The organism is Pseudomonas sp. MWU13-3659, from assembly GCF_023757525.1.
In the GTDB taxonomy this organism is placed as follows: domain Bacteria; phylum Pseudomonadota; class Gammaproteobacteria; order Pseudomonadales; family Pseudomonadaceae; genus Aquipseudomonas; species Aquipseudomonas entomophila_E.
The window spans coordinates 106,769-128,817 of the sequence record NZ_JAMSHW010000007.1; the positions used below are offsets into that span (position 1 = coordinate 106,769).

The 22,049-nt window shown below is 65.7% G+C and carries 23 protein-coding genes and 1 tRNA gene; 6 read left to right on the top strand and 18 right to left on the bottom strand.

The features are described from left to right. Window positions 1–8: 8 nt before the first annotated feature. The 3 genes from yajC to queA are packed head-to-tail and all read right to left on the bottom strand — an operon-like array spanning window position 9 to window position 2,565. Complete coding sequence (gene yajC / locus NGM28_RS11370; protein WP_003259111.1) at window positions 9–344, bottom strand: preprotein translocase subunit YajC; 336 nt, start codon at window positions 342–344, stop codon at window positions 9–11. 41 nt (window positions 345–385) lie between these two features. After that, the gene (gene tgt / locus NGM28_RS11375) at window positions 386–1,501 is read right to left on the bottom strand and encodes a tRNA guanosine(34) transglycosylase Tgt (protein ID WP_162042942.1); all 1,116 of its coding nucleotides are present in this window, start codon (window positions 1,499–1,501) and stop codon (window positions 386–388) included. A 14-nt stretch (window positions 1,502–1,515) separates the two neighbouring features. Next, window positions 1,516–2,565 (bottom strand): tRNA preQ1(34) S-adenosylmethionine ribosyltransferase-isomerase QueA, encoded by a 1,050-nt coding sequence (queA, locus tag NGM28_RS11380; protein WP_213659685.1) that lies wholly within the window; start codon window positions 2,563–2,565, stop codon window positions 1,516–1,518. A 108-nt stretch (window positions 2,566–2,673) separates the two neighbouring features. Here queA and NGM28_RS11385 point away from each other — a divergent pair. The 3 genes from NGM28_RS11385 to NGM28_RS11395 all read left to right on the top strand — a co-directional run bounded on the left by NGM28_RS11385 (window position 2,674) and on the right by NGM28_RS11395 (window position 4,762). Continuing rightward, window positions 2,674–2,758 (top strand) — tRNA-Leu (locus NGM28_RS11385). A gap of 288 nt (window positions 2,759–3,046) precedes the next feature. Continuing rightward, window positions 3,047–3,526 (top strand): GNAT family N-acetyltransferase, encoded by a 480-nt coding sequence (locus NGM28_RS11390; protein ID WP_252090290.1) that lies wholly within the window; start codon window positions 3,047–3,049, stop codon window positions 3,524–3,526. A gap of 339 nt (window positions 3,527–3,865) precedes the next feature. Continuing rightward, window positions 3,866–4,762: a bestrophin family protein gene (locus NGM28_RS11395; protein WP_240066664.1), complete on the top strand. Its 897-nt coding sequence runs from the start codon at window positions 3,866–3,868 to the stop codon at window positions 4,760–4,762. Between the two features lie 93 nt (window positions 4,763–4,855). Here the strand turns inward: NGM28_RS11395 and phnE are convergent, their stop codons facing one another. From phnE to NGM28_RS11415, 4 genes are read right to left on the bottom strand one after another with little or no spacing between them, the layout of a single operon-like run. Beyond that, window positions 4,856–5,623, bottom strand: a complete 768-nt coding sequence (gene phnE / locus NGM28_RS11400) for a phosphonate ABC transporter, permease protein PhnE (protein WP_252090171.1) — start codon at window positions 5,621–5,623, stop codon at window positions 4,856–4,858. Continuing rightward, window positions 5,620–6,447: a PhnE/PtxC family ABC transporter permease gene (locus tag NGM28_RS11405; RefSeq protein WP_252090173.1), complete on the bottom strand. Its 828-nt coding sequence runs from the start codon at window positions 6,445–6,447 to the stop codon at window positions 5,620–5,622. The genes phnE and NGM28_RS11405 overlap by 4 nt, the downstream gene beginning before the upstream one ends. After that, window positions 6,441–7,235: a phosphonate ABC transporter ATP-binding protein gene (locus tag NGM28_RS11410; RefSeq protein WP_252090176.1), complete on the bottom strand. Its 795-nt coding sequence runs from the start codon at window positions 7,233–7,235 to the stop codon at window positions 6,441–6,443. Before NGM28_RS11410 ends, NGM28_RS11405 begins: the two co-directional genes overlap by 7 nt. Continuing rightward, window positions 7,232–8,086 carry a putative selenate ABC transporter substrate-binding protein gene (locus NGM28_RS11415; protein ID WP_252090177.1) on the bottom strand — a complete coding sequence of 285 codons (855 nt, stop codon included), beginning with the start codon at window positions 8,084–8,086 and terminating at the stop codon, window positions 7,232–7,234. Before NGM28_RS11415 ends, NGM28_RS11410 begins: the two co-directional genes overlap by 4 nt. A 143-nt stretch (window positions 8,087–8,229) precedes the next feature. Between NGM28_RS11415 and selD the strand changes: the two genes are divergently transcribed. Both selD and mnmH read left to right on the top strand, forming a co-directional pair. After that, the gene (gene selD, locus NGM28_RS11420; RefSeq protein ID WP_240066669.1) at window positions 8,230–9,264 is read left to right on the top strand and encodes a selenide, water dikinase SelD; all 1,035 of its coding nucleotides are present in this window, start codon (window positions 8,230–8,232) and stop codon (window positions 9,262–9,264) included. After that, window positions 9,264–10,415, top strand: coding sequence for a tRNA 2-selenouridine(34) synthase MnmH (mnmH, locus tag NGM28_RS11425; protein WP_252090179.1), 1,152 nt, complete (start codon window positions 9,264–9,266; stop codon window positions 10,413–10,415). Before selD ends, mnmH begins: the two co-directional genes overlap by 1 nt. Here mnmH and NGM28_RS11430 read toward each other — a convergent pair. Next, window positions 10,399–10,785 (bottom strand): lysozyme inhibitor LprI family protein, encoded by a 387-nt coding sequence (locus NGM28_RS11430; protein ID WP_252090180.1) that lies wholly within the window; start codon window positions 10,783–10,785, stop codon window positions 10,399–10,401. The genes mnmH and NGM28_RS11430 overlap by 17 nt on opposite strands. A gap of 158 nt (window positions 10,786–10,943) precedes the next feature. On the opposite strand from NGM28_RS11430, the gene NGM28_RS11435 reads away from it, so the two are divergent. Continuing rightward, entirely contained in the window at window positions 10,944–11,411 is a 468-nt protein-coding gene (locus NGM28_RS11435) for a DMT family transporter (protein ID WP_252090183.1), read from the top strand. Between the two features lie 183 nt (window positions 11,412–11,594). Here NGM28_RS11435 and NGM28_RS11440 read toward each other — a convergent pair whose 3' ends face one another. The 10 genes from NGM28_RS11440 to NGM28_RS11485 all read right to left on the bottom strand — a co-directional run bounded on the left by NGM28_RS11440 (window position 11,595) and on the right by NGM28_RS11485 (window position 22,032). Beyond that, entirely contained in the window at window positions 11,595–12,134 is a 540-nt protein-coding gene (locus tag NGM28_RS11440; protein ID WP_252090185.1) for a hypothetical protein, read from the bottom strand. Between the two features lie 103 nt (window positions 12,135–12,237). After that, a complete protein-coding gene (locus tag NGM28_RS11445; RefSeq protein WP_252090291.1) occupies window positions 12,238–12,777 on the bottom strand; it encodes a hypothetical protein in 540 nt (179 codons plus the stop codon). 51 nt (window positions 12,778–12,828) lie between these two features. After that, on the bottom strand, window positions 12,829–13,392 hold the full coding sequence (locus NGM28_RS11450; RefSeq protein ID WP_252090186.1) for a GNAT family N-acetyltransferase: 564 nt from the start codon (window positions 13,390–13,392) through the stop codon (window positions 12,829–12,831). 87 nt (window positions 13,393–13,479) lie between these two features. After that, window positions 13,480–14,892 carry a pyridoxal phosphate-dependent decarboxylase family protein gene (locus tag NGM28_RS11455; protein WP_252090187.1) on the bottom strand — a complete coding sequence of 471 codons (1,413 nt, stop codon included), beginning with the start codon at window positions 14,890–14,892 and terminating at the stop codon, window positions 13,480–13,482. 118 nt (window positions 14,893–15,010) lie between these two features. Then, a complete protein-coding gene (locus NGM28_RS11460) occupies window positions 15,011–15,820 on the bottom strand; it encodes an ABC transporter substrate-binding protein (protein WP_252090189.1) in 810 nt (269 codons plus the stop codon). Continuing rightward, window positions 15,817–17,820, bottom strand: a complete 2,004-nt coding sequence (locus NGM28_RS11465; protein WP_252090191.1) for a class I tRNA ligase family protein — start codon at window positions 17,818–17,820, stop codon at window positions 15,817–15,819. Before NGM28_RS11465 ends, NGM28_RS11460 begins: the two co-directional genes overlap by 4 nt. Window positions 17,821–17,831: 11 nt before the next feature. Beyond that, entirely contained in the window at window positions 17,832–18,902 is a 1,071-nt protein-coding gene (locus NGM28_RS11470) for an NAD(P)/FAD-dependent oxidoreductase (protein ID WP_252090193.1), read from the bottom strand. Beyond that, window positions 18,886–20,205 carry a lysine N(6)-hydroxylase/L-ornithine N(5)-oxygenase family protein gene (locus NGM28_RS11475; protein ID WP_240066759.1) on the bottom strand — a complete coding sequence of 440 codons (1,320 nt, stop codon included), beginning with the start codon at window positions 20,203–20,205 and terminating at the stop codon, window positions 18,886–18,888. The genes NGM28_RS11470 and NGM28_RS11475 overlap by 17 nt, the downstream gene beginning before the upstream one ends. A gap of 106 nt (window positions 20,206–20,311) precedes the next feature. Continuing rightward, window positions 20,312–21,307, bottom strand: a complete 996-nt coding sequence (locus tag NGM28_RS11480; protein ID WP_252090195.1) for a hypothetical protein — start codon at window positions 21,305–21,307, stop codon at window positions 20,312–20,314. Continuing rightward, a complete protein-coding gene (locus tag NGM28_RS11485) occupies window positions 21,307–22,032 on the bottom strand; it encodes an SDR family oxidoreductase (protein ID WP_252090197.1) in 726 nt (241 codons plus the stop codon). The genes NGM28_RS11480 and NGM28_RS11485 overlap by 1 nt, the downstream gene beginning before the upstream one ends. Window positions 22,033–22,049: the final 17 nt, after the last annotated feature.

Consider the following 22,049-nt stretch of genomic DNA (forward strand, 5'->3'; position numbering starts at 1 on the left):
CCGGTAACTCAGATAGCCTTGAGCGTACCTTTTGGCAAGGTCGCGGCAATGGCGCCCTTCTGGAACTTCAGCTCGACATTGTCCGATACTTCCAGGACCACGAAGTCATCGGAAACCTTGACGATCTTGCCGGCGATGCCGCCGTTGGTGACAACTTCGTCACCTTTCTGCAAGTTGCTCAGCAGGTTCTTCTGCTCTTTGGCGCGCTTGGCCTGCGGGCGCCAGATCATCAGGTAGAAGATGACCAGGAAGCCGACCAGGAAGATCCACTCGAAGCCGGTACCGGCAGGGCCGGCGGCTGGGGCTGCAGCGTCCGCGTAGGCGGCGGGAATCAAGAAGCTCATTGGGCTCTCCTAATGGAATTTCTAATAATGGGTGCGAACAGTCAGTCCAAAGGCGGCACAGGCAGCCCGCGCTTGGCGTAGAAGGCGTCGACAAAGGCGGCCAATTTACCCTGTTGAATAGCCTCGCGTAAACCGGCCATCAAGCGCTGGTAATGGCGCAAGTTGTGGATGGTATTCAGCATGCTGCTCAACATTTCGCCGCACTTGTCCAGGTGGTGCAGATAAGCGCGGGAGAAGTTGGTGCAGGTGTAGCAATCGCAGGTCGGATCCAGCGGCGAATCATCGTGGCGATGGAACGCGTTGCGGATCTTGATCACCCCGGTATCGACGAACAGATGGCCGTTGCGCGCATTGCGCGTGGGCATCACGCAGTCGAACATGTCGACGCCGCGGCGCACACCCTCTACAAGATCCTCCGGCTTGCCTACCCCCATAAGGTAACGAGGTTTGTCAGCCGGCATTTGCGCGGGCAGGTAGTCCAGCACCTTGATCATCTCGTGCTTGGGCTCGCCCACCGACAGGCCGCCGATGGCCAGGCCGTCGAAGTCGATGTTGACCAGCGCCTCCAGCGAGCGCATGCGCAGGTCTTCATACATGCCGCCCTGGACGATGCCGAACAGCGCCGCGGTGTTGTCGCCGTGGGCGTTCTTCGAGCGCTGGGCCCAGCGCAGCGACAGCTCCATGGAGGTGCGCGCCACATCGTGCTCGGCCGGGTACGGCGTGCACTCGTCGAAGATCATCACGATGTCCGAGCCCAGGTCGCGCTGCACCTGCATGGACTCTTCCGGGCCCATGAACACTTTCGAACCATCCACAGGCGATGCGAAGGTCACGCCTTCCTCCTTGATCTTGCGCATGGCGCCCAGGCTGAACACCTGGAAACCACCGGAATCAGTGAGGATAGGGCCTTTCCATTGCATGAAGTCGTGCAGGCCGTTGTGTTTCTTGATGACCTCGGTACCTGGGCGCAGCCACAGGTGGAAGGTGTTGCCGAGGATGATCTCGGCGCCGATGGCCTCGATGTCGCGCGGCAGCATGCCCTTGACCGTGCCGTAGGTGCCCACCGGCATGAAGGCCGGGGTCTCGACGGTGCCACGGGGGAAAGTCAGCCGGCCGCGACGGGCCTTGCCGTCGGTGGCCAGCAGTTCGAACGACATTCGACAGGTGCGACTCATGCTTGATCCTCTGGGCCGCGTGGCGCCGGATTGCGGGTGATGAACATGGCATCACCGTAACTGAAGAAGCGGTAGCCCTGCTCGACCGCCGCCGCGTAGGCGGCCATGGTCTCGGGGTAACCGGCGAAGGCCGAGACCAGCATCAGCAGCGTGGACTCCGGCAGGTGGAAGTTGGTGACCAGGCAGTCGACCACGTGGAACGGCCGGCCCGGGAAGATGAAGATGTCGGTGTCGCCGCTGAAGGCCTTGAGCACGCCATCGCGCGCCGCGCTCTCCAGCGAACGCACGCTGGTGGTGCCCACGGCGATCACCCGGCCACCACGGGCGCGGCAGGCCTCGACCGCGTCGACCACGTCCTGGCTCACTTCGAGCCACTCTTTATGCATGGTGTGGTCTTCGATCTTGTCGACCCGCACCGGCTGGAAGGTGCCGGCGCCCACGTGCAGGGTGACGAAGGCGCGCTCGACGCCCTTGGCGGCGATCTTTTCCAGCAGCGCCTCGTCGAAGTGCAGGCCGGCGGTGGGCGCGGCCACGGCGCCGGCGCGCTCGGCGTAGACGGTCTGGTAGCGCTCGCGGTCGGCGCCTTCGTCCGGGCGGTCGATGTACGGCGGCAGCGGCATGTGGCCGACGCGTTCGAGCAGCGGCAGCACCTCTTCGCTGAAGCGCAGTTCGAACAGCGTGTCGTGGCGAGCGACCATTTCAGCTTCGCCACCGCCGTCGATGAGAATCTGCGCGCCCTCTTTCGGCGCCTTGCTGGCACGCACGTGGGCCAGCACACGGTGGCTGTCGAGCACGCGCTCGACCAGCACTTCCAGCTTGCCGCCGGAGGCTTTCTGGCCGAACAGCCGCGCCGGGATCACCCGGGTGTTGTTGAACACCATCAGGTCGCCCGGGCGCAGGTACTCGAGCAGGTCGGTGAACTGCTTGTGGGCCAGCTCGCCGCTGGGGCCGTCGAGCACGAGCAGACGGCTGCCGTGGCGCTCGGCCAGTGGGTGGCGGGCGATGAGTGAGTCAGGGAGTTCGAAAGAGAAATCGGCGACGCGCATGATGATGTTCGGTTCGACAGGGCCGGGAAGTTTAGCCCAATGCGTGAAAATTGACCATGAAAGCCGATTGACCGGCTTGTGCGACCTCTCTATACTGCGGCGCCACAAGCCCTGATGGCGGAATTGGTAGACGCGGCGGATTCAAAATCCGTTTTCGAAAGGAGTGGGAGTTCGAGTCTCCCTCGGGGCACCAAGATCCAGAAAAAACCGACCTTATGGTCGGTTTTTTTGTGCCCGCAGTTTCTCCCCCGCCCCTCCCCCTGTAGGAGCCAGCCTTGCTGGCGAATGGAGGGTCAGGCCACCAATGCAGCTCAATGCAGCTCAATGCAGCTCAATGCAGCTCAATGCAGCTCAATGCAGCTCAATGCAGCTCAATGAGCTTGAAGGGATAGGTGATCCCCGTCCAGCGCAAAACTCGGCAGGTACCAGAAGCCAAGCACCAAGGCTAAGCTGGCGCAAAACCTCAAAAATCCAGCCTGCCATGACTCTGACCTCTCGCCCAGTACAAGCCACTGATATCCCCGCCATCTGCAGCTTCCCCCAAGGCCCGGAAGAGCTGTTCTACATGTTCCCCAAAGCCACCTACCCACTGACACCCGCGCAATTGAGCGAAGCCATCGCCCAACGCAGCGGTTCCACGGTAGTTGAGGCCGATGGCGCGATCGTTGGCTTTGCCAACTTCTACAAGGCTGAACAAGGCGGTATCTGCGCGCTGGGCAATGTCGTGGTGGCACCGGCGGCACGGGGCCAGGGCGTAGCTCGATACCTGGTGCAGTGCATGATCGGGCTGGCGCGTGAACAATTCGCAGCGCGAGAGGTATGGGTGTCGTGCTTCAACCACAACACGGCGGGATTGCTGCTTTATCCACAGCTGGGATTCGTGCCATTCGGGATCGAGGAGCGGCAGACATCAGATGGGGCCAGAGTGGCGTTGGTGCAGATGAGGCAGATACTGGGCTAACGTTGATGCGGATCGCCTGTGTTCGGTGGTGCATGGGTTGGGGCTGCTTTGCGGCCCATCGCGGGACAAGCCCGCTCCTACAGGGCTCGCGTTTATTCCAGGAGCCAGCGTTTCGCGCACGCGCAGCCTGAACATGAGCAAGGGCTTGGATCATTCCTCAACGTCACCGCCGGCCAGGACCTGTGGCAGATATCACTAACTGGGACTCTGTACCGCTTGCTGTAGGCCTCTTCTCGACGTTCGATCAGAAAACTTACGTTACACCCTGCTAAGGCCCCCACCGAACCTTGCCCTTGATCCAACGTCGGAACCTACATCTCCCCTTCGAGGTTCCCCCACGTGAAAGCCCTCCTCGCCCGCAAATACCGCCTGGTGGTCAAGACCATCGGCTACATCGGCTGGTCGCTGTTCTGGCTGCTGATCTGGGACGTGCTGGTCACCATCGACTTCATGCTGTTCTTCAACAGCAAGTTCACCCTGCCGCTGATCCCGCTCACCCTGCTGGGTTCGGCACTGGTGGTGTTGGTGAGTTTTCGCAACAGCAGCGCCTACAACCGCTGGTGGGAGGCGCGCACGTTGTGGGGGGCGCTGGTGAACGGTTCACGCAGCTTCGCCCGCCAGGTACTGACGCTGGTCGATGATCCGGCTGACGGGCCGAACCCGGTCAAGGCCACGTTGTTGCGCCGCCATATCGCCTATGTAAACTGCCTGGCGGCTCACTTGAAGGGGGAGCCGTGCCCGGGTGAACTGATGGCCTTCATCCCGCCCCAGGAGTTCGAGCGGCGCAATCGCTCGAACAACTTCGCCAACGACATCCTCGGCGGCTCGGCGGCGTTGCTGGCCCGGGAGTATCAGGCCGGACGCCTGGACAGCATCCGCCTGGCGCGGTTGGAGTCGACGCTGGTGGACCTGTCCAATGCCCAAGGCGGTATGGAGCGGATTGCAAACACGCCGCTGCCCTACCCTTATGTGTACTTTCCGCGGCTGTTCATCACGCTGTTTTGCCTGATCGTGCCGGTGGGGCTGGTGGAGTCGCTGGGGTGGTTCACGCCGCTGGCGTCGACGGTGGTGGGGTTCATGCTGCTGGCGATCGAACGGATCGGCACGGACCTGCAGAGTCCGTTCCGCTTCAGTGAGCATCAGATTCCGATGGATACGATCTGCGAGACCATCGAGCGCAATCTGGAATCGATGCAGCGTGGGGAGCAGGTGTCTGCGGCAAACGCCATACCGTAGGCGCCAGCCTTGCTGGCGAAGCCGGCAGCGTGGTGCATGGCACCGGCTGACGCCGGTGTTCGCCGGCAAGGCCGGCTCCTACAGGGATAACACCTAGGCCCTGACAAAGCGCTGGCGCAATACATCGCTCAGCGCATCCACCAACAGCACCAACACCAGCATGGCGATGATCACCGTACTGGCCTGGGCCTCCTGGAACAGGCTCAGGGTCGCGTACAGCATCTGCCCCAAACCGCCCGCGCCGACAAAGCCCAGCACACTGGCCATGCGGATGTTGTTCTCCCACCGATACAAGCTGTACGCCAGCAACTGCGGCCAGAGGTTGGGCAAGGTGCCGAAACAGAATGCCGTGACCTGGCTGCCGCCCTGCAAGCGAATCGCCGCGGCCGGTTCCGGTGGCGCGTTCTCCAACGCTTCGGCGAACAACCGCCCCAGCACGCCAGCCGTGTGCAGCGCCAGCGCCAGGGTGCCGGCGTTGGGGCCGAGGCCGGCCGCAAGCACGGTCAATGCCGCCCAGACCAGCTCGGGGATCGCCCGCAATCCATTGAGCAGCAACCGCGCCGCCCCTTGCAGTGGCCAGCCGAACCGCCCTGCGGCGGGCAGTGCCAGGAGCATCCCCAATACCATCGCCAGCAACGTGCCCAGCCCGGACATCGCCAGCGTTTCCAACGCCCCGCGCCCGACCGCACGCAAGTGCTCCACGGACAGGTCCGGATGCAGGAAGCGCGCGGCATACTCGCCCATCTGCGCCAACCCGCCATTGCCGACGACCGAGGCCAGGTCGAGCTCAAGGTAGGCGAACGACGCCAGCACCGCCGCCAGGATCGCGACGATCACCAACCCGTTGATCACCCGGTTCATGCCAGCCTCCCACGCAGGAAACGGCTGAGCAGGTCGGCCAGCACCACCAGCAGCAGGAACGTCAGCAACATGCTCGCCACCTCGGCACCGGCGAACATGCGCATCGACAGGTCGATCTGCTGGCCCAGGCCACCGGCGCCGACGAAGCCCATCACCACCGAGGCGCGCACTGCGCATTCCCAGCGGTAAACGGTGTAGGACACCAACTCGGTCGAAGCCTGAGGCAGGATCCCGTAGCAGAACGCCGAAAAGCGACCGCTGCCCGCCTGCATCAGCGCGTGAGCCGGGCGCTGGTCCACCGATTCGAAGATTTCCGCATACACCTTGCCTAGCATGCCGCTGTAGGTGATGGCGATGGCCAGCACCCCGGCGGTCGGCCCCAGGCCCACGGCGCGGACGAACAGCAGCGCCCAGACGATCTCGGGCACGCTGCGCAGGAAGATCAGCAGGCCACGCACCGGCAGGCGCACGGTGCGCGACCACAGGCCTAGCCGGCCAGCGGTCGAAGCTGCACGCAGTGACAGCGCGCGGCTGGCCAGCAGACTGGCCGGCACCGCCAGCAACAACGCCAGGGTCATGCCCGCCGTTGCCACCGCCAAGGTCTGTAGCGTGGCTTCGAACAGCAACGTGAGAAAGTCGGCGTCATGCGCCGGTGGCCAGAAGGCACCGACGAAACTGGCCATCTGCTTGCGGCTCTCGACCTGGAACAGCACGCCGGGGTCAAGTTCGCTCAGGTGCAGCCCCGGCCACAGCAGAGCCAGGCAAGCCAGCGTCAACAACAATCTCGGGAGTGCGGCAGGGTCGCGGCGGTCGGCACTCAGCATCTTGGGATCTGCACCAGCACGGTCGCTGTCGGCGTTACCGGAGAGCCCAGTTGCTCATTGGCGTAGAGCGCATCGAGCATGGTTGGGGTGACATGCTCGGCGGGGCAATCGAAGGCAACCTGCCCGGCACGGATGCCGACGATCCGCGGGAAGTGTGCCAAGGCCAGCTCCACCGCATGCAAGCTGGCCACCAGCGTCACCCCATGGGCCTGGGCATGACGGTTGAGCAAGGCCAGGCTGTGGTCAGCGAGCACCGGGTCCATGGCCGAGACCGGCTCGTCGGTCAGCAGCACTTCAGGCCGCTGGTACAACGCGCGGGCGATGCCGACCCGCTGCAACTGGCCACCGGACAACTGCCCGCACTGCACGAACAGCTTGTCGACCATGCCCAGCTCGGCCAGCACCTCGCGGGCGCCGGGCACATCGCTGGGATGGACCAGGTTGAGCAAGCCGCGCAACGTGCCCCACTGCCCCAGGCGTCCGGCCAGCACCGCGGTGACCACACGCTGACGAGGCGGCAGCGGCGGCGCCTGGTGCACCAGGCCAATACGCGCCCGCAAGCGCTGGCGAGCACCAGAGGAGAGCGACCAGGGACGCTCGCCCAGCAGATCCAGTTGCCCAGCGCTGGGCGGCACGGCGGTGGCCATCAGGTGCAGCAGGCTCGACTTGCCGGCCCCCGACGGGCCGATGATCGCGACGCGCTCGCCTTTGCCGATCTGCAGGTCCACGTTGTTCAGGGCCTGGACCTGGCCATGGCGCAGGCCGGCCCCCTGGAGACGAATACTCACTTGAGCAGGCCGGCCTCGCGCGCGGCTTGTTCGGTGCCTGCGTAGTTTTCCGGCTTGGTTTCGATGAACCGGCTGGCGGCCTGCAGGTCGAGGATCGCCTTGTGCTCGGGGTTGGCCGGGTCAAGCTGCAGGAACGCCTGCTTGATCTTCTCCTTGAGCGCCGGGTCCATGTTGCCGCGCACGGTCCAGTTGTAGTCGAAGTACTCCGGCGTGGTGGCGAAGACTTTCACCTTGCTGGTGTCGACCTTGCCGGCGGCGACCAGCTTGTCCCAGACGCTGGCATTGAGCACGCCGGCATCGGCCTTGCCGGCCTGGACCCAGGCGGCGGTGGCGTCGTGGGCGCCGGAATAGGCGACACGGCTGAAGTATTCCTCGGGCTTGATGTTGTCGTTCTTGAGCATGAAGTAGCGTGGCATCAAGCTGCCTGAGGTGGACGAGATCGAGCCGAAGGCGAAGGTCTTGCCCTTGAGGTCGGCCAGGCTCTTCACGTCCGGGTTGGCGGTGATGAACTTGGAAGTGAACTTGGCGTCCTGCTCACGCTGCACCAGCGGCGTGGCCTTGGGATCCTTCAGGTGCACCTGGACGAAGGTGAAGCCGCCCAGCCAGGCCAGGTCCAGACGGTCGCTGGCCAGTGACTCGACCACGGCCGGGTAATCCGCCACCGGTACGAACTTTACTTCCATGCCCAGTTGCTTGGACAGGTACTCGCCCAACGGTTTGAACTTGCGCAGCAGCTCGGTCGGCGCTTCATCGGGAATGGCGCTGACACGCAGTACGTCGGCGGCCTGGGCGACAACGGCGCAGCACGACAGCACGAGGCCGGCAGCCAGTGCCAGTGGGCGTTTGAACATGGGGGTTCTCCGATTCAAGGGCGGGGAAAGAAGTCGATAGCGCATTGCAGCGCGCTCCATGCGCTGATCGGGGCAAGTATAAGAGGCACAGGCGCAAAGGCCAGCTTTGCTACAATCGCCCATCACGAAAATCCGAGGTGCGTATGAGCGAGCCGATTCGTCTGACACAGTACAGCCATGGCGCTGGCTGCGGCTGTAAGATCTCCCCGAAAGTGCTGGATGTGATCCTCGCCGAAAGCGGCACCCAGGCACTCGACCCCAAGCTGTGGGTGGGCAACGCCTCGCGCGACGACGCCGCGGTCTACGCCTTGGACGACGAGCGCGGCGTGGTCTCGACCACCGACTTCTTCATGCCCATCGTCGACGACCCGTACGACTTCGGCCGCATCGCCGCCACCAACGCCATCAGCGACATCTATGCCATGGGCGGCGACCCACTCATGGCCATTGCCATCCTTGGCTGGCCGGTCAATGTGCTGCCGCCCGAAGTGGCCCGCGAAGTGATCCGTGGCGGCCGCGCCGTATGCGCCGAAGCTGGTATCCCGCTGGCGGGCGGCCACTCCATCGACGCCCCCGAGCCGATCTTCGGCCTGGCCGTGACCGGTGTGGTGAGCAAGCGCCACCTCAAGCGCAACGACACCGCCAGCGTTGGCTGCAAGCTCTACCTGACCAAGCCGCTGGGCATCGGCATCCTCACCACCGCCGAGAAGAAGGCCAAGCTGCGCGAGCAGGACCAGGGCCTGGCCCGCGACTGGATGTGCACCCTCAACACCCCCGGCAGCCGCTTCGGCAAGCTCGATGGCGTGACCGCGATGACCGACGTCACCGGTTTCGGCCTGCTCGGCCACCTGGTCGAAGTCGCCGAAGGCAGCGGCCTGACCGCGCGCCTCGAGTTCAGCGCCGTACCGCGCCTGCCCAGCGTCGACTACTACCTGGCCGAGGGCTGCATCCCCGGCGGCACCCTGCGCAACTTCGACAGCTACGGCCACAAGATCGGCACGTTGACCGACGACCAGAAGCACCTGCTGTGCGACCCGCAGACCAGCGGCGGGCTGTTGGTGGCGGTTACCCCGGAAGGCGAGGCCGAGTTCCTCGCGGTGGCAAAAGAGCTGGGCCTGGCCCTTGCGCCGATAGGCGCGCTGGTCGAGCGACAGAGCCACGCGGTCGAGGTGATCTGATGCGCCCCGACTGCACCGACTTCAACACGCTGTTCCTCGACGACGTGCCCATGATGGACATGCGCGCGCCGATCGAATTCTCCAAGGGCGCCTTCCCCGGCGCCGTCAACCTGCCGCTGATGAACGACCAGGAGCGGCAGAAGGTCGGCACCTGCTTCAAGCAGCAGGGCCAGGCCGCCGCCATCGCCCTCGGCCACCAGCTGGTCAACGGCGCGCTCAAGCAGCAACGCCTGGAAGCCTGGGCGGCCTTCGCCCAGGCCCATCCCGACGGTTACCTCTACTGCTTCCGGGGCGGGCTGCGTTCGCAGATCGTCCAGGGTTGGCTCAAGGAGGCCGGCATCCAGTACCCGAAGGTGGTCGGTGGCTACAAGGCCATGCGTACCTTCCTGCTGGACACCACGCAGCAGGCAGTCGAGCAGTGCGACTTCGTGCTGCTGGGGGGCCTGACCGGTACTGGCAAGACCGACGTGCTGCAACAGTTGGACAATGTCCTGGACCTCGAGGGCCACGCCAACCACCGGGGCTCGAGCTTCGGCAAGCGCGCCACCGCGCAACCGGCGCAAATCGATTTCGAGAACGGCTTGGCCATCGACATGCTGAAAAAGCGTGCACGGGGGATCGGGCAGTTCGTGCTGGAAGACGAAGGGCGAATCGTCGGTAGCTGCACAGTGCCGCTGGGGCTGTACCAGGGGATGCAACGCTATCCGCTGGTGTGGTTGGAAGATGCTTTCGACAACCGCGTCGAGCGCATCCTGCGCGACTACGTGACCAACCTGTGCGCCGAGTTCGTTGCGGTGCATGGCGAAGAAGATGGGCGTCGGCTGTTCGCCGAGCGTATGCGCCAGAGCATGGCCAATATCTACAAGCGCCTGGGTGGCGAACGCTTCCAGCGCTTGTCGGAGCTGCTGGGGCAGGCGCTGGACGAGCAGCTGCGCAGCGGCGATGTGAGCCTGCACCGTGGCTGGATCGAGGGGTTGCTCAAGGAATACTACGACCCGATGTATGCCTACCAGCGCGAGGCCAAGGCGGGGCGGATCGAGTTTGCCGGGGATGGAGTGGAGGTGCGGGAGTACCTCAAGGCCCGGGCACAACGCCAACACCACCTCGGCTCCTACAGAAGTGGACCGCCCCTGATCATTGCCCGGGGCTGAGCACCCGCTCCAGCTCCGCGGCCCGGTCCTTGCTCATGTCCATCAGGCACATCGCGGCCTCGATGCGGTAGAGGCTGCCGTTGCTCAGCGTGCCGTGGAACGCGCAATTGCCGTCGCGGTACTTCACCCAGGTGCGCTGCACCTCGCGCAGGTCCTTCTGTTGCTGAGGTTCAAGTTTGGTCATCAATTGCTTGTACACCCGGTTGAGCCGGTCGTCCTGCAGCTTGGTTTCGGCCTGGATGCAGGCGCCCATGGCCAGGGTGCTGGAGGCCTTGTCCATGCATTGGGTATAAGCAGACGAATAGTCCTCGGCCTGGGCACCGGCCATGGCCAGCAGGGCAGCGGCGCCGATCAGGTGATGCTTTAACATGGCTCTTCCTTATCGCGGGGAACGCCGCACAGCCTAGCACTGCAACGCTGTTCAGCCGTATCTATCCATGGCACGAATACAGCCTGTGCGGTATTTGAATTTCCATCATCCACGTGGATGACCGAGACTCGGGCCAGGTACTGAACAGGAGTCATCCCATGCCCGCTACCCTGCTTGCCGCCCTGCCCTTGCTCGTGGCCCTGCTGGCCGGTGCCGCCGTGCCGTTCCAGGCGGGCAGCAATGCCGCGCTTGGGCGCCTGTTGGGGCATCCGCTATGGGCCGCAGGCGTGTCGCTGCTGGTCAGTCTGTTGATGCTGGTGCCGGCCTTGTTGCTGATGCGCGCACCGATGCCGCAGGTACAGCAGCTGGCGAGCGCGCCCTGGTGGGCGTGGTTCGGTGGCGTCGCCGGGGTGCTCTACATCACCGCCGCGCTGGTGCTCACGCCGCGCCTGGGGGCGGCGGGGTTCATTGTCTGCGTGATTGCCGGGCAGGTGCTGTCGTCGCTGTTGATCGACCAGTTCGGGCTGATGGGGTTGCCGGAGCGGCCAGTGAACCTGGCGCGCCTGGCGGGGGTGGGGCTGATCGTGGTGGGGATGCTGGTGGTGCAGTGGGGAACGGCGCGCTGAGCTGGTTGCGCCGCAAGCATTTTGCTGCGACACAGTGCATGGCACCGGCTTTGCCGGTGTTCGCGGGTAAACCCGCTCCTACAAGGACCGCGACAACCCCAAGAACGGCACCGCACCTGTAGGAGCCGGCTTGGCCGGCGAAGGGGCCGGTGCCGTCAAGGAATTTGCCACGCCTGACCACGGTCACAACGCCTGCGGCTGCTCCGGCGGCGCAATCACCTTGTGCGGTTCGAAACGCAACGAAGGCATCTGGGTGCCGGCATACAGCGCCGTGCCCAGGGCCGCGATCAACACCACATCCAGCCAGCGCCAACCCGGCACGTCGGCGGCCGAGCGCGCCTTCCAGCACCACCAGGCCTGCCCCGCGCAGAACACCACGAACGCCGACAACCACAGGTAGAACCCAGCACCGAACCCGGTCACATCCTGGAACGCGTAGCTCTGGTTGTCCGGCAAGCGGGTGATGCCGAAGCTGCTGGCCGCCAGGTACAGCGCCAGCAAACCGATGGCGAGCGCCAGCCGACGGAAGCGCCGATGGGCAAGGACCGCCAGCGCCAGCAGCGGGTTGGCGAACCACTGGTGCAGCCCGAAGGCGATGCCCCAGGGGCCGTACAGCAACATCTGCAGCGCCGGCATGTGCCGCCCGGCGCCCATCAGGGCACCGTCGAAGGCCAGGCTCAGCAGGTACAGGGCCAGGCTGGTGGTCAGGTAGAAAGCGGGCAAGTGAGGCACCTGGTGGAAGCGGGACAAGGTGCGACCTTAACCCAGCCCCCCTGGCATTCCAAACCCGAAGAAAGCCTTGCGGCAGGTGCCACGGCCCTCACGATCAATGCGCCTCGGCCTGCTCGATCACCGCTTCATGGCTGGAGGGCTGGACGCGCAAGCTCGGCATCTGCGTCCCCGCATAGATCGTCCCCGCCAGAACCAAGATCAGCGCCCCATCGAACCAGCGCCAGCGTGGTACCTCCATTGCCGAATGGACCTTCCGGCACCACCAGGCCTGCCCCAGGCAGAACACCAGGATCGCCAGCGTCCACAGATAGTACCCGGCGCCAAAGCCGGTCAGGGGCAGGAAGTCATAGCTGCGGTTGTCCGGCACCCGCTCGATGCCAAGGCAACTGAGCGCCAGGCCCAGCGCGATCACCCCGGCGCCGAGCGCCAGCCGGCGAAAACGCCGATGGGCGAGTACTGCCAGCCCCAACAGCGGGTTGGCGAACCACTGGTATTGCCCGAAGGCAATCCCCCAAGGGCCCATGAGGAGAATTTGCAGCGCCGGCATATGCCCGTCGGTCCCCATCAGGATTCCGTCGAAACACAAACACAGCAGGAACAGCAACAGCGTGAACGTGACATGGAAAACAGGCAAAGCGAAGGCTCCATCCAACAGCAAAAAGTGCGTCCATGACGCAATCGGGCATCAGGCCACAGGCGGTTCGAGCAGCAACCCGTAGAGCCCAGAATCGGACAACTCCCCCGCCACGCACCAGCGCGCGCGCAAGGTGCCTTCGAGGACGAAGCCCTGGCGTTCGAGGGTGCGCGCCGAGCCCAGGTTGCGCGGGTCAATCTCCGCCTCCAGGCGACGCAGGTGCAGGGTGTGGGCGAGGTAGTCGATGAAACAGGTCAGGGCCTCGTCCATATAACCGCGGCCCTGGGCGGACTTGGCCAGGCAGTAGCCGATCTCGCCACGGCGCGAACCCTCTTCGAGATTGAACAGCTGGACCATGCCGATCAGCTCGCCGCTGTCGCGGCGGTACATGCCCAGCTTGAGCATCTGGCCGGTGGCATAGGCTTCACGGTCGGCGGCCAGGGCGCTTTCGGCCTCGGCCAGGGTCTGCCAGGGGGCGTGGTACCAGTAACGCATCACTTCCGGGTCGGCCATGATGGTCAGCCACTGCTGCGCATCGCCATGGCGCATGGGGCGCAGCTGCAGGCGTGGGCTGTCGAGGCACAGGTCGCTGGGGAAACTGCGAAGGTGAGACACGCCGGGACTCCTGTCCGATTGCGAAGAAGATGACAGTCTAACGTCAGTGCCGAGGCGGGCATAGCCGATGACGAAGACGCCCTCTCCTTACAACCCCGCCAGCAGGCGATCGCAGCGCGCCTCGTCGAGGCCGGTGTTCATGATGCACAGCCGCATCACCGCTTCCCCCTGCCAACACGTCGACACCACCAAGGCAATACCTTGACGCAAGCAGTCCTGCGCCCAAGTGTCGTACTCGGCGGCCTGCCAGCCGCGGCGCTTGAACAGGATCACGCTCAACCCCGATGCCTCGATCAGTTCCAGCCGCGGGTGCCGGGCGATACGCTGGCGCAGGTTATCGGTCAGCGCCAGGATGCGCTCCAGTGTATGCCGGTAGGCGTCGCTGCCATGCACCACCAGCGAGAACCACAGCGGCACGCCCCGGGCGCGACGGGAAAGGTGAAACGCATAATGCATGGGGTTGAACTGCTGCGACGCGTTGATCTGGTCCAGGTAGGACGCCTCCTGGGTGAAGGCCGACATCGCCTGTTGCGGCTGCGCATACAGCAGCGCACAGCAGTCATAGGGCACGAACAGGCCTTTGTGCGGGTCGATGATCAGCGAGTCGGCCAGTTCGATGCCCTGGAACTGTGGGCGCACCTGCGGGACGCAGAGAAACGCGCCGCCGTAGGCGGCATCGACGTGGAGCCAGATGCCCTGCCGACGGGCGATGGCACCGACGCCGGGCAGGTCGTCGATCTGGCCGGCGTTGGTCGACCCGGCCACCGCGACGATCGCCACGACCTGCTCCAGCCGGCCATCGGCGGCCAGTTCGCCCAAGGCCTGTTCCAGGCCGGCCGCCGTCATCCGCCCCTGTTCGTCACAAGCCACCCCGATCCTGTCAAGGTCCAGCAAACCGGCACTGACGTCGATCGAGGCGTGGGCTGCCAGGCCCGCCAGCACCAGCCCGCCGCGCCGCCCCGTGCGCTCGCGGTAACGCTGCCGGGCGGCCGCCAGCGCTGAGAAGTTGCCGGCTGTTCCGCCACTGACGAAACAGCCGCCCGCCTCGCCCGGCAGTTGCGCCAGGTCGGCCAGCCAGCGCAAGGCCTGGTTCTCGGCCCAGATCAGCCCGGCGCCCCCCAGCCAGCCCGAGCCAATCATGCCCGTGGTCGACAGCAGCCCATCCATCAGCGCGGCGGCCGGGGTCGGCGCGGAACCGATGTAGGCGAGATAGCCGGGATGGTCGGTGGGCACGCCCTGCTGTGCCAGCAGGCTGCCGAACACATCGAGCGCGGCCGGCAGCCCGAGCCCGGCCTCGCTGATGGGGTGGCCGACGCGCTGCTCGACGGCGCGGCTGATGGCCGACGCTTCGTCTGGAGCCGACAGCGTGCCACGGGGGCGGCTCAGCGCCTGGCGCAACGCCTCCAGCATTAGGTCGATATCGCCGGCGGCAAGGTTGCCCTCGCCGATGGCGGGCAGTAGCCGTGGCGGGTCCATGGCGATCGGTTTGCGCATATGCATGTTCAAAGTGTCCTGCTTGGGCTCTGTAGGAGCGGCTTTAGCCACGATGCAGGCACCGCGGTGCGTGGCACCCGCCTTGCGGGTGATCGCGGCTGAAGCCGCTCCTACAGAGGCTGGGTCAGATCAATGGGTGTTCACGCCGCACCATGCGGTAGTCGGCATGGCGGTACTGGCGCTGGTCGAAGTCGGGGTGAGCCTCCAGGTAACCGGCCAGGTCGTGCCCGCCAGCCCGCGCCGCCTCGACCAGGCGCAGCGCCAGGCCCACGCACTCACCGAAGTCCGGCGTGGCGTGCGGGCACAGCGTCACCACGCCGGTGCCCGCCAGCAGGTTGTCGAACTCGTCGATCAGGCAATCGTCAGGTACCAGGTAGACCGCACCGGGCTGGGCGCGGCGATGGATCTCCCGCGCCACGGCCACGTGCGAGCCCATCAAGGCGTGGACAACCGGCCCGGCACTCGACGCGGCCCTCTCGCCGAAACCTTCAACAAGCGCCCCGGCCAGCCGCTCGCCGTAGGCCCCCGGCTGCGCCCAGGGTGGCTCGACCCGCCCGGCATGCCGGGCGAGGTACTCGAGCATCACCACCACCTGCCGCTCTTCGCTGGCACAGAGGCGCCAGGCACCCACGGCACGACACAGGTCGGGCGCCGTGGCGGCGGGCAACAGCAGCGGCACACCGGCCTCCTGGTAGAGGCGCCCGGCCACCCGGGCACATTCACTGTTGAAGTGGCCGATCACCCCCTCCACGCCGGCATCGAGCAGGTAGCGCGCGGCCACCTGCGCCATGGCCGGGTCGGCACCGTCGTCCGCCCACAGCAGTGGCAAGGTCGTGCCTTCGGCGGCTCGACGCAGCCACTGCCCATAGGCCGCGCGCGCACCGCTCAGCGGCCCGACGATACCGACCGGGCGCAATGACGAGACCTGGCTCATCCCGCCCGACCTGGCATCAGTTGCGCCAGCGCCTCTGGCGACAGCTTGGGCAGCTCCAGGGTGGCGCCCTGTGCCAACAGGTGATTACCGGCAAAGAACGTGCAGGCCTGGGCCGCATCGTTGGCCTGCGCCTCGATGTTCAGCACCTCGTGCAGTTGGCGGCTCACCCCCGGCATCAACGGCGCGGTGGCATGGGCCAGCCAGCGTGCAGTGAGCGCCAGCAGCGCCACGGCGGTGCGCGCATGGTTGGACAAGGGCTGCCCAGGCGCCAGCAGGTGCTCCTGCGCCAGGCCGAAGCGCCACGCCCGGTCGATCACCTGGGCAACCTGCTCGGCCATGCGCCGTGGCGAGAAGGTCTGGGTCGCGGCCGCCTGCCGGTAGCCCGCCATCCATTGCATCAGCTCGCCGTGATAGATCTTCTGGTCGCTCAGCCAGGCACCGGACTCAGGCACCTGGCCCCCCTGCCGGGCGACATGCTGCTGCAGCCGCTGCACCCAGTGGGTCAGCTTGTCGGCGAACAGGTCGTTGATCCGCTCGCAGACCTGGTCCACGGTGAAGTTGGTCCTCACCCCCTCGGGCCGGGTCAGCATCAACGCCATGCGGGCATAGTCGGCCCCGGCCTCGGTGAGGAAGTCCTTGCCCCAGATCAGATGGCGGCGGCTGGTGGAGAACTTGCTGCCATTGAGGTCGAGCAGTTCATTGACCACATGGTGCTGCGGCGGCGTCAACCCCAACGCCAGGTACACCGCCGGGAACAGCAGGGTGTGGTAGTAGGCATTGTCGAAACCGTAGCAATGGACGATGTCCATGGCCCCCGCGTAACGCTGCGCAGCCCTGGCGACACGATCGCCTTCCGCGCCTGGCAATTCGCTGGCGGCCCACAGGTAGCCGAAGGCCATTTCGAACCACACGTACACCACCTGGTCCTGCATCCCCGGCAGGCGATGGCGAATGCCCCAGTCGCTGCGGTGGCTGATGCAGATATCCGGCAGCCCTTGGCTCAACATGGTGTGGCACAGCTGGTAGACGTGCGCCGGCATGTTCGCCGTCTGCACATAGCTGGCCAACTCATCGGCCAACGCGCTCAGGCGGAAGAACAAGCGCGTCTCGATCTTCAGCTGCGGCTGCCGGCCATCCTGCTTGACCCGCGGCTGGGTCAGGTCGACGCACTGGTTCGGCTGGCCGCAGGCCTCGCAGGCATTGCCATCGCTGCTCTCGCCACAATGCGGGCAACCGCCGTGGATGAACGCTTCATGCAGCGCGTTGCCCTGGTTGTCGACGAACACCGGGGTGTCCTTGGCGTAGATAAGCCCCTGGTCGTACAGGCGCTGCAGGTAGTGATGGACAAAGTCGGCATATTCACCCTGGTTGTCCGGGGTGATGAAAAAGTCCATGTCGATGCCGTAGCCCTGCCAGGTCTCGCGGATCGCCTCGGCGTAGTGGTCGGCGCACTCGCTGGGGCTGAAGCCTTCCCGGGCCGCGCAGGTCACCACGTAGGTCTGGTTGTCGTCGCGGCCGCTGCCATAGAACACCTGCGCGCCCGCGCCGGCCAGCACGCGCTTGAGCACGTCGCCGGCAATGTAGGGGCCCGACAGATGCCCCAGGTGCAGGTCGCCATTGGGGGTGGGCGGGGTGGCGAAGATCAGCGTGTCGAGCACCGGCTGCGCCTCGACCGGGTTCATCTGCCCGGCATCCCAGTACAGCGAGTGGAACTGCAACGGCTCGCTGGCGCTCAGGTTGCGAATGGTATGGGGCTCGAAACGCTGGCAGTGAACGGCATCGCCGGCATGCACTTCGAGCACCTCCTGGGCGGTGCGCACCAGGCCGTGGCCAGCAGTGAAGACGAACAGTTCATCCTCGAAGTGGTTGTGCGGCTGGCTCTCCTGCCCCGGTGCCAGCGTGCAACCCATCAGGTTGATATTGGTGCCTTCAAGATCAACGGCACGCGAGTCGACGTTGTAGAAGCGTTTGCTTGGCTCGAACATGCTGATTTTTTTCATTGTTCTGGTCTCTATCCTTGAGTGATCACACGGGCAACACGCATGGCGGCGTAAGGCGCCATCTTGAAGCCACCGCCACTGAAGCCCGACGCCACCTGCACACCGCCGGGCAACCTGGGCTGCTCGCCGAGCAGGGCGATGGGTTGAGCGCTGTAGCAGTCGCTGTGGCACAGCGCGCCTTCGGCACTGGCCGTGCTCAGCCAGGGGAAGCGCCGCTCGCCACGTTCACGGGTCAGTTGCGCATGGGCCGGGCTGGCCGCGGCATAGGCCTGGCTGGCCGGCACTCGCAAGCCGGTGGGGGTGCCCACGTAGAAGCCGCCGGTCAGCGGGCACCAGCGCCCGTTGAGGTCGTTGACGTCATCGATGAAGCACGGCGCCGTGGCCAACGCGGTGGGCCCTTTGAAGCGGGTGACCTGGATGTGCTGGTTCCACAGGCCGAAGGCATCGCCGAAGTGGCGCGCGAGGAAGTCAGGGGTGCCATTGCCCATGGCCAGCACCACATGTTCGGCCTCGAAGGCACCACTGGAAGTCTCCACACCGGCTACTCGACTACCGCTGCCATCGACTCGAATGCCGTGCAGGGTGACCGCGTCCTGGTAGACACTGCCCAGCGTGATACCGGCCCTGACCAGGTATTCCAGGGTCGGCCTGGCGTCCATGTAGCCCGAGCCAGGTTCAAGCAGCGCCAACTCGGCGCTGATCGGCAACGCCGGGAAACGCGCGGCCAGCGCCTGGGCATCGAGCAGTTCGGCGCCGATGCCCTCCTCCGCCAGCCAACCGTGCATACGGTCCAGGTCGGGCACTTCGGCAAAGTGCAGGTAACCCGTACGAGCGAACGGCACCCGCCCCTGCGAGCCTGCGCTCAGTCGCTGGTAGAAGCGGTAACCCTCGGCCGCCGCCGCCGTGGCTTCGCGCGAGGCGTGGGTGACCCGCACGATGCACCCCGACGCACCGGTGATGCCGCAGGCCAGTTGCTTCTCGTCGAGCAGCAGGCAGCGCTTGCCCGCCTGGCTCAGTACATGGAAGCAGGTCGCACCGACGATGCCTGCGCCCACGATGATCACATCAAACGGCTTTTTCATACTGCCTGTGCCTCAAGGTGGTCTTCAGGTCACCGACGATTTCGCCGGCACGGATGGCCATGTTGGAGATCAGCGTCGCGCTCAGCCCGTGGGAGCCCTCGGCGACACCGGTGGAATACAGCAACGGTGCGGCCTCGCCCTTGAAGGCCAGGCGGTAATGGCGCGACAACTGCGCACCGCCCTCCTCCTTGACCAGCCGCGACGCCAGCGGCGCGCACAGCAGGTCGGCGATGTTGCGCGGGCGGAAACCCGTGGCGCACACCAGGTAGTCACAGTGGACCTGGCGTGCCTCGCCGCTCAGCTGCCGATCGAACGTCACCTGCAGCCCATTGCCCTGCACCTGCACCTTCTGGAACCGGCTCAGGCGCTCCAGGGTCAGACGCTGCTGGCCGCTGACCTCGTCGTCGTACCATTGGCGGTAGAGCTTCTCGATCAGCGCCAGGTCGACCGCGGCGTAGTTGGTGGAGGCATGGGTGCGCAGCACGTGCTTGCGCACATGGGCCGGCGCCGCATGGAAGCCATCCACGGCCTCGGCATCGAAGATCTCGTTGACGAACGGGCTGTCGTCGGCGGGGGTGTAGCCGTAGCGGGCGTGGATCGCCGTCACCTTCAACGCCGGATAGGTCTCGAGCAGGTACTCCACCGCCTCGGCGGCGCTTTGCCCGCCGCCGACCACCACGCAATGGCCGTCGGCCGGCAAGTCGGCTTCCTGCAGCCGCGCCAACAAGTGATGCACATGGGTGACGCGCTCACCGGGCTGGACATCGTCCGGCATCTGCGGCTCAAGGCCCAGCGAGTGCACCACGGAACGCGTCAGCATTGAGGTGGTGGTATCGCCGACCTGCATCTCGACCCGGAACAGCGGCGCGCCGTCGTCCGCCACACCGCCGTCCGCAATGCGCAGCACCCGGTGGCCGTAGAACACCTGCTCGCTGAACTCGGCCGCGCACCAGCTCAGGTAGTCATGGAACTCCACGCGCCCGGGAAAGAAATCCTTCTTGTTGCAGAACGCCGCGATACGGCCCTTGCTGTGCAGGTAGTTGACGAAGGTGAAGTGGCTGCGCGGGTTGCGGAAACTCACCAGGTCCTTGAGGAACGACACCTGCATGGTGGCGTTCTTGAACAACATGCCTTTGTGCCAGGCAAAACCTGGGGCGCTGTCGACGAACGCCACCGACAGTTCCGGGGCCAACTCCTGCAGGGCGATGGCCAGCGAGATGTTCGACGGGCCGAACCCAATGCCCACCACGTCATGTACCTTGCGCTCGCAAGGGCTTCTGGCCACATCTGTTGCAAAACTCATGTGAACTCCCTTTCTACTGAATTTCAGGCTGAGCGGGGCCACGGGGTCGTCATCCTCGATGACGGCCCCGGGCGGTCCGGTTAGGGTGTTGCAAAGTGCCTGCGGGCTAGTCGAACTCGAACGCGTCGGCCAGGTTGAGCGCCTGCAACCGGGCGATGTCCTCCTCCAGCACCGCCAGGCTGCGATGACGCAGGAACACGGTGCACCCGTAGGTGGTGCCATCGGTGGTCATCGCCATGTACTCGCCCAGCGGCGGCGCGACGAAGTAGTGGCTGAAACTGGCCAGGCCACGTACCTCCCGGTCGAAGCGAAACGCTTTGACGCGCCCCGGGCGGGTCACCACGAAGGAGTAGTCCGCCACGGGCTGTTCCGCGCCGGCCCCCATGCGCGGCAACTGGCGCCAGCTGTCTTCCTGGGAAGGCCAGCCCCCCAGGCGGCACAGTTCGGGCAACGGCGTGCTGGCCAGGCGCGGCGACAGCTTGACCAGGCGTGGCCCGTGCTGGGTGACCACCACTTCGGCATGCAGCGGGCCGTGCACCATGCCCAGGCCGCTGGCCACGGCCGCCAGCCGTGGCACCAGCCCTTCGGGCAACCGGGACGTGGGCAGGCTGGTGACGGCAGTGAGAATCCTGCGGCCCTCCAGGTCCAGGGTGTAGCAGTGCCAGGCATCGCTGACGATGAACTGCCCCTGGGCGAACACGCCATTGATGAACAGCGGCTCGCCCGGCTCGTGCTCATGCAGCAGGAACGGCCCCGGTACGCCCTGCATCGCCACCGCCAGCGCCGGCGCATCGAGGCCACCGAGCCCGAGCAGCAACGCCGAGCCTCGCGATGCCGGCGAGATCGACGGGCGCACTACCCAGGTCCGCCCGGCATTGCCCGGCAATGCGTCCAACGACGCCAGTGACTGACCGCTGAACGCCAGGCCTGGGTCGATCCGGCTGGCAGCACGATGCTGCGCGCATTTGTCGTAGAACACTGCCGGATCGCAATCAGCACTGAAGTAGCCTGCGGCGATGTTGGCGGCCATGACCTGGCGCAATTGCTGATCATCGGCCGCCAACTGATACGCCGCCGGCGCCTGGGCGTTGGCCGCGCGCATCACGTCAAGTCCTGCCGGGTCGGGCCGCGGAAATGCACCGCGTCGATATGGCAGCTGCGTGGCTGGGCCAGCACGAAGCGCATGGTTTCCCAGATGGAGCGCCCGTTGAGCAGGCGGCCTGCCGGGTCGACGGTTTCATCGAGGCTGGTCACCTCGAAGTCAGGCGGGTAGAAACCGGTGACTCGGATACCTTCCGCCGCCAGGTGATGGGTCATGTTCTGGCAGAAGCCGCTCATGCCATGCTTGGCCGCGAAGAACGCCGGGTGGGCGATGGAGTTGGTGAACTGCGGCACGCCGCACACCGAGACCATCGCCATGATGTCCGCCGCGCCAGAGCGGCGCAGGCTGGGCAGCAGGGCCCGGGTCAAGGTGATCGAACCGGTCAGCCCGGAGTTGATGGTGCTGACGATCTCTTCATCGCTGTCACCCTCGCCCAGCGGCCCTTCGAGCCATTGCGCGGCACTGAGCATCAGGATATCCACCGGGCGCTCGTCGGCCTGCAACTGCTCGGCGAACGCACGCACCGAGCGGGCGTCGGCGATGTCGCAGGCATAGGCACGGGCCGAGCCACCTTCGCCCTGGATGATCTCGCAAGTGGCCCGGGCGCTGTCCAGCTGGCGCGCGCACAGGTCCACATGGGCGCCCTCGCGGGCCAGCCAGACCGAAACCGCCTGGCCGAAATCACGGCCACCACCGGTGACCACCACACGTTTGTTCTTCAGCATTGTCTGCTTCCCTGTCA

Bases quoted from the DNA above. Each gene is read 5' to 3' on its own strand.
- yajC (WP_003259111.1), bottom strand. From the start codon at position 344: ATGAGCTTCTTGATTCCCGCCGCCTACGCGGACGCTGCAGCCCCAGCC.
- tgt (WP_162042942.1), bottom strand. From the start codon at position 1,501: ATGTCGTTCGAACTGCTGGCCACCGACGGCAAGGCCCGTCGCGGCCGG.
- queA (WP_213659685.1), bottom strand. From the start codon at position 2,565: ATGCGCGTCGCCGATTTCTCTTTCGAACTCCCTGACTCACTCATCGCC.
- NGM28_RS11390 (WP_252090290.1), top strand. From the start codon at position 3,047: ATGACTCTGACCTCTCGCCCAGTACAAGCCACTGATATCCCCGCCATC.
- phnE (WP_252090171.1), bottom strand. From the start codon at position 5,623: ATGAACCGGGTGATCAACGGGTTGGTGATCGTCGCGATCCTGGCGGCG.
- NGM28_RS11405 (WP_252090173.1), bottom strand. From the start codon at position 6,447: ATGCTGAGTGCCGACCGCCGCGACCCTGCCGCACTCCCGAGATTGTTG.
- NGM28_RS11415 (WP_252090177.1), bottom strand. From the start codon at position 8,086: ATGTTCAAACGCCCACTGGCACTGGCTGCCGGCCTCGTGCTGTCGTGC.
- selD (WP_240066669.1), top strand. From the start codon at position 8,230: ATGAGCGAGCCGATTCGTCTGACACAGTACAGCCATGGCGCTGGCTGC.
- mnmH (WP_252090179.1), top strand. From the start codon at position 9,264: ATGCGCCCCGACTGCACCGACTTCAACACGCTGTTCCTCGACGACGTG.
- NGM28_RS11430 (WP_252090180.1), bottom strand. From the start codon at position 10,785: ATGTTAAAGCATCACCTGATCGGCGCCGCTGCCCTGCTGGCCATGGCC.
- NGM28_RS11435 (WP_252090183.1), top strand. From the start codon at position 10,944: ATGCCCGCTACCCTGCTTGCCGCCCTGCCCTTGCTCGTGGCCCTGCTG.
- NGM28_RS11455 (WP_252090187.1), bottom strand. From the start codon at position 14,892: ATGCATATGCGCAAACCGATCGCCATGGACCCGCCACGGCTACTGCCC.
- NGM28_RS11460 (WP_252090189.1), bottom strand. From the start codon at position 15,820: ATGAGCCAGGTCTCGTCATTGCGCCCGGTCGGTATCGTCGGGCCGCTG.
- NGM28_RS11465 (WP_252090191.1), bottom strand. From the start codon at position 17,820: ATGAAAAAAATCAGCATGTTCGAGCCAAGCAAACGCTTCTACAACGTC.
- NGM28_RS11470 (WP_252090193.1), bottom strand. From the start codon at position 18,902: ATGAAAAAGCCGTTTGATGTGATCATCGTGGGCGCAGGCATCGTCGGT.
- NGM28_RS11475 (WP_240066759.1), bottom strand. From the start codon at position 20,205: ATGAGTTTTGCAACAGATGTGGCCAGAAGCCCTTGCGAGCGCAAGGTA.
- NGM28_RS11480 (WP_252090195.1), bottom strand. From the start codon at position 21,307: ATGCGCGCGGCCAACGCCCAGGCGCCGGCGGCGTATCAGTTGGCGGCC.
- NGM28_RS11485 (WP_252090197.1), bottom strand. From the start codon at position 22,032: ATGCTGAAGAACAAACGTGTGGTGGTCACCGGTGGTGGCCGTGATTTC.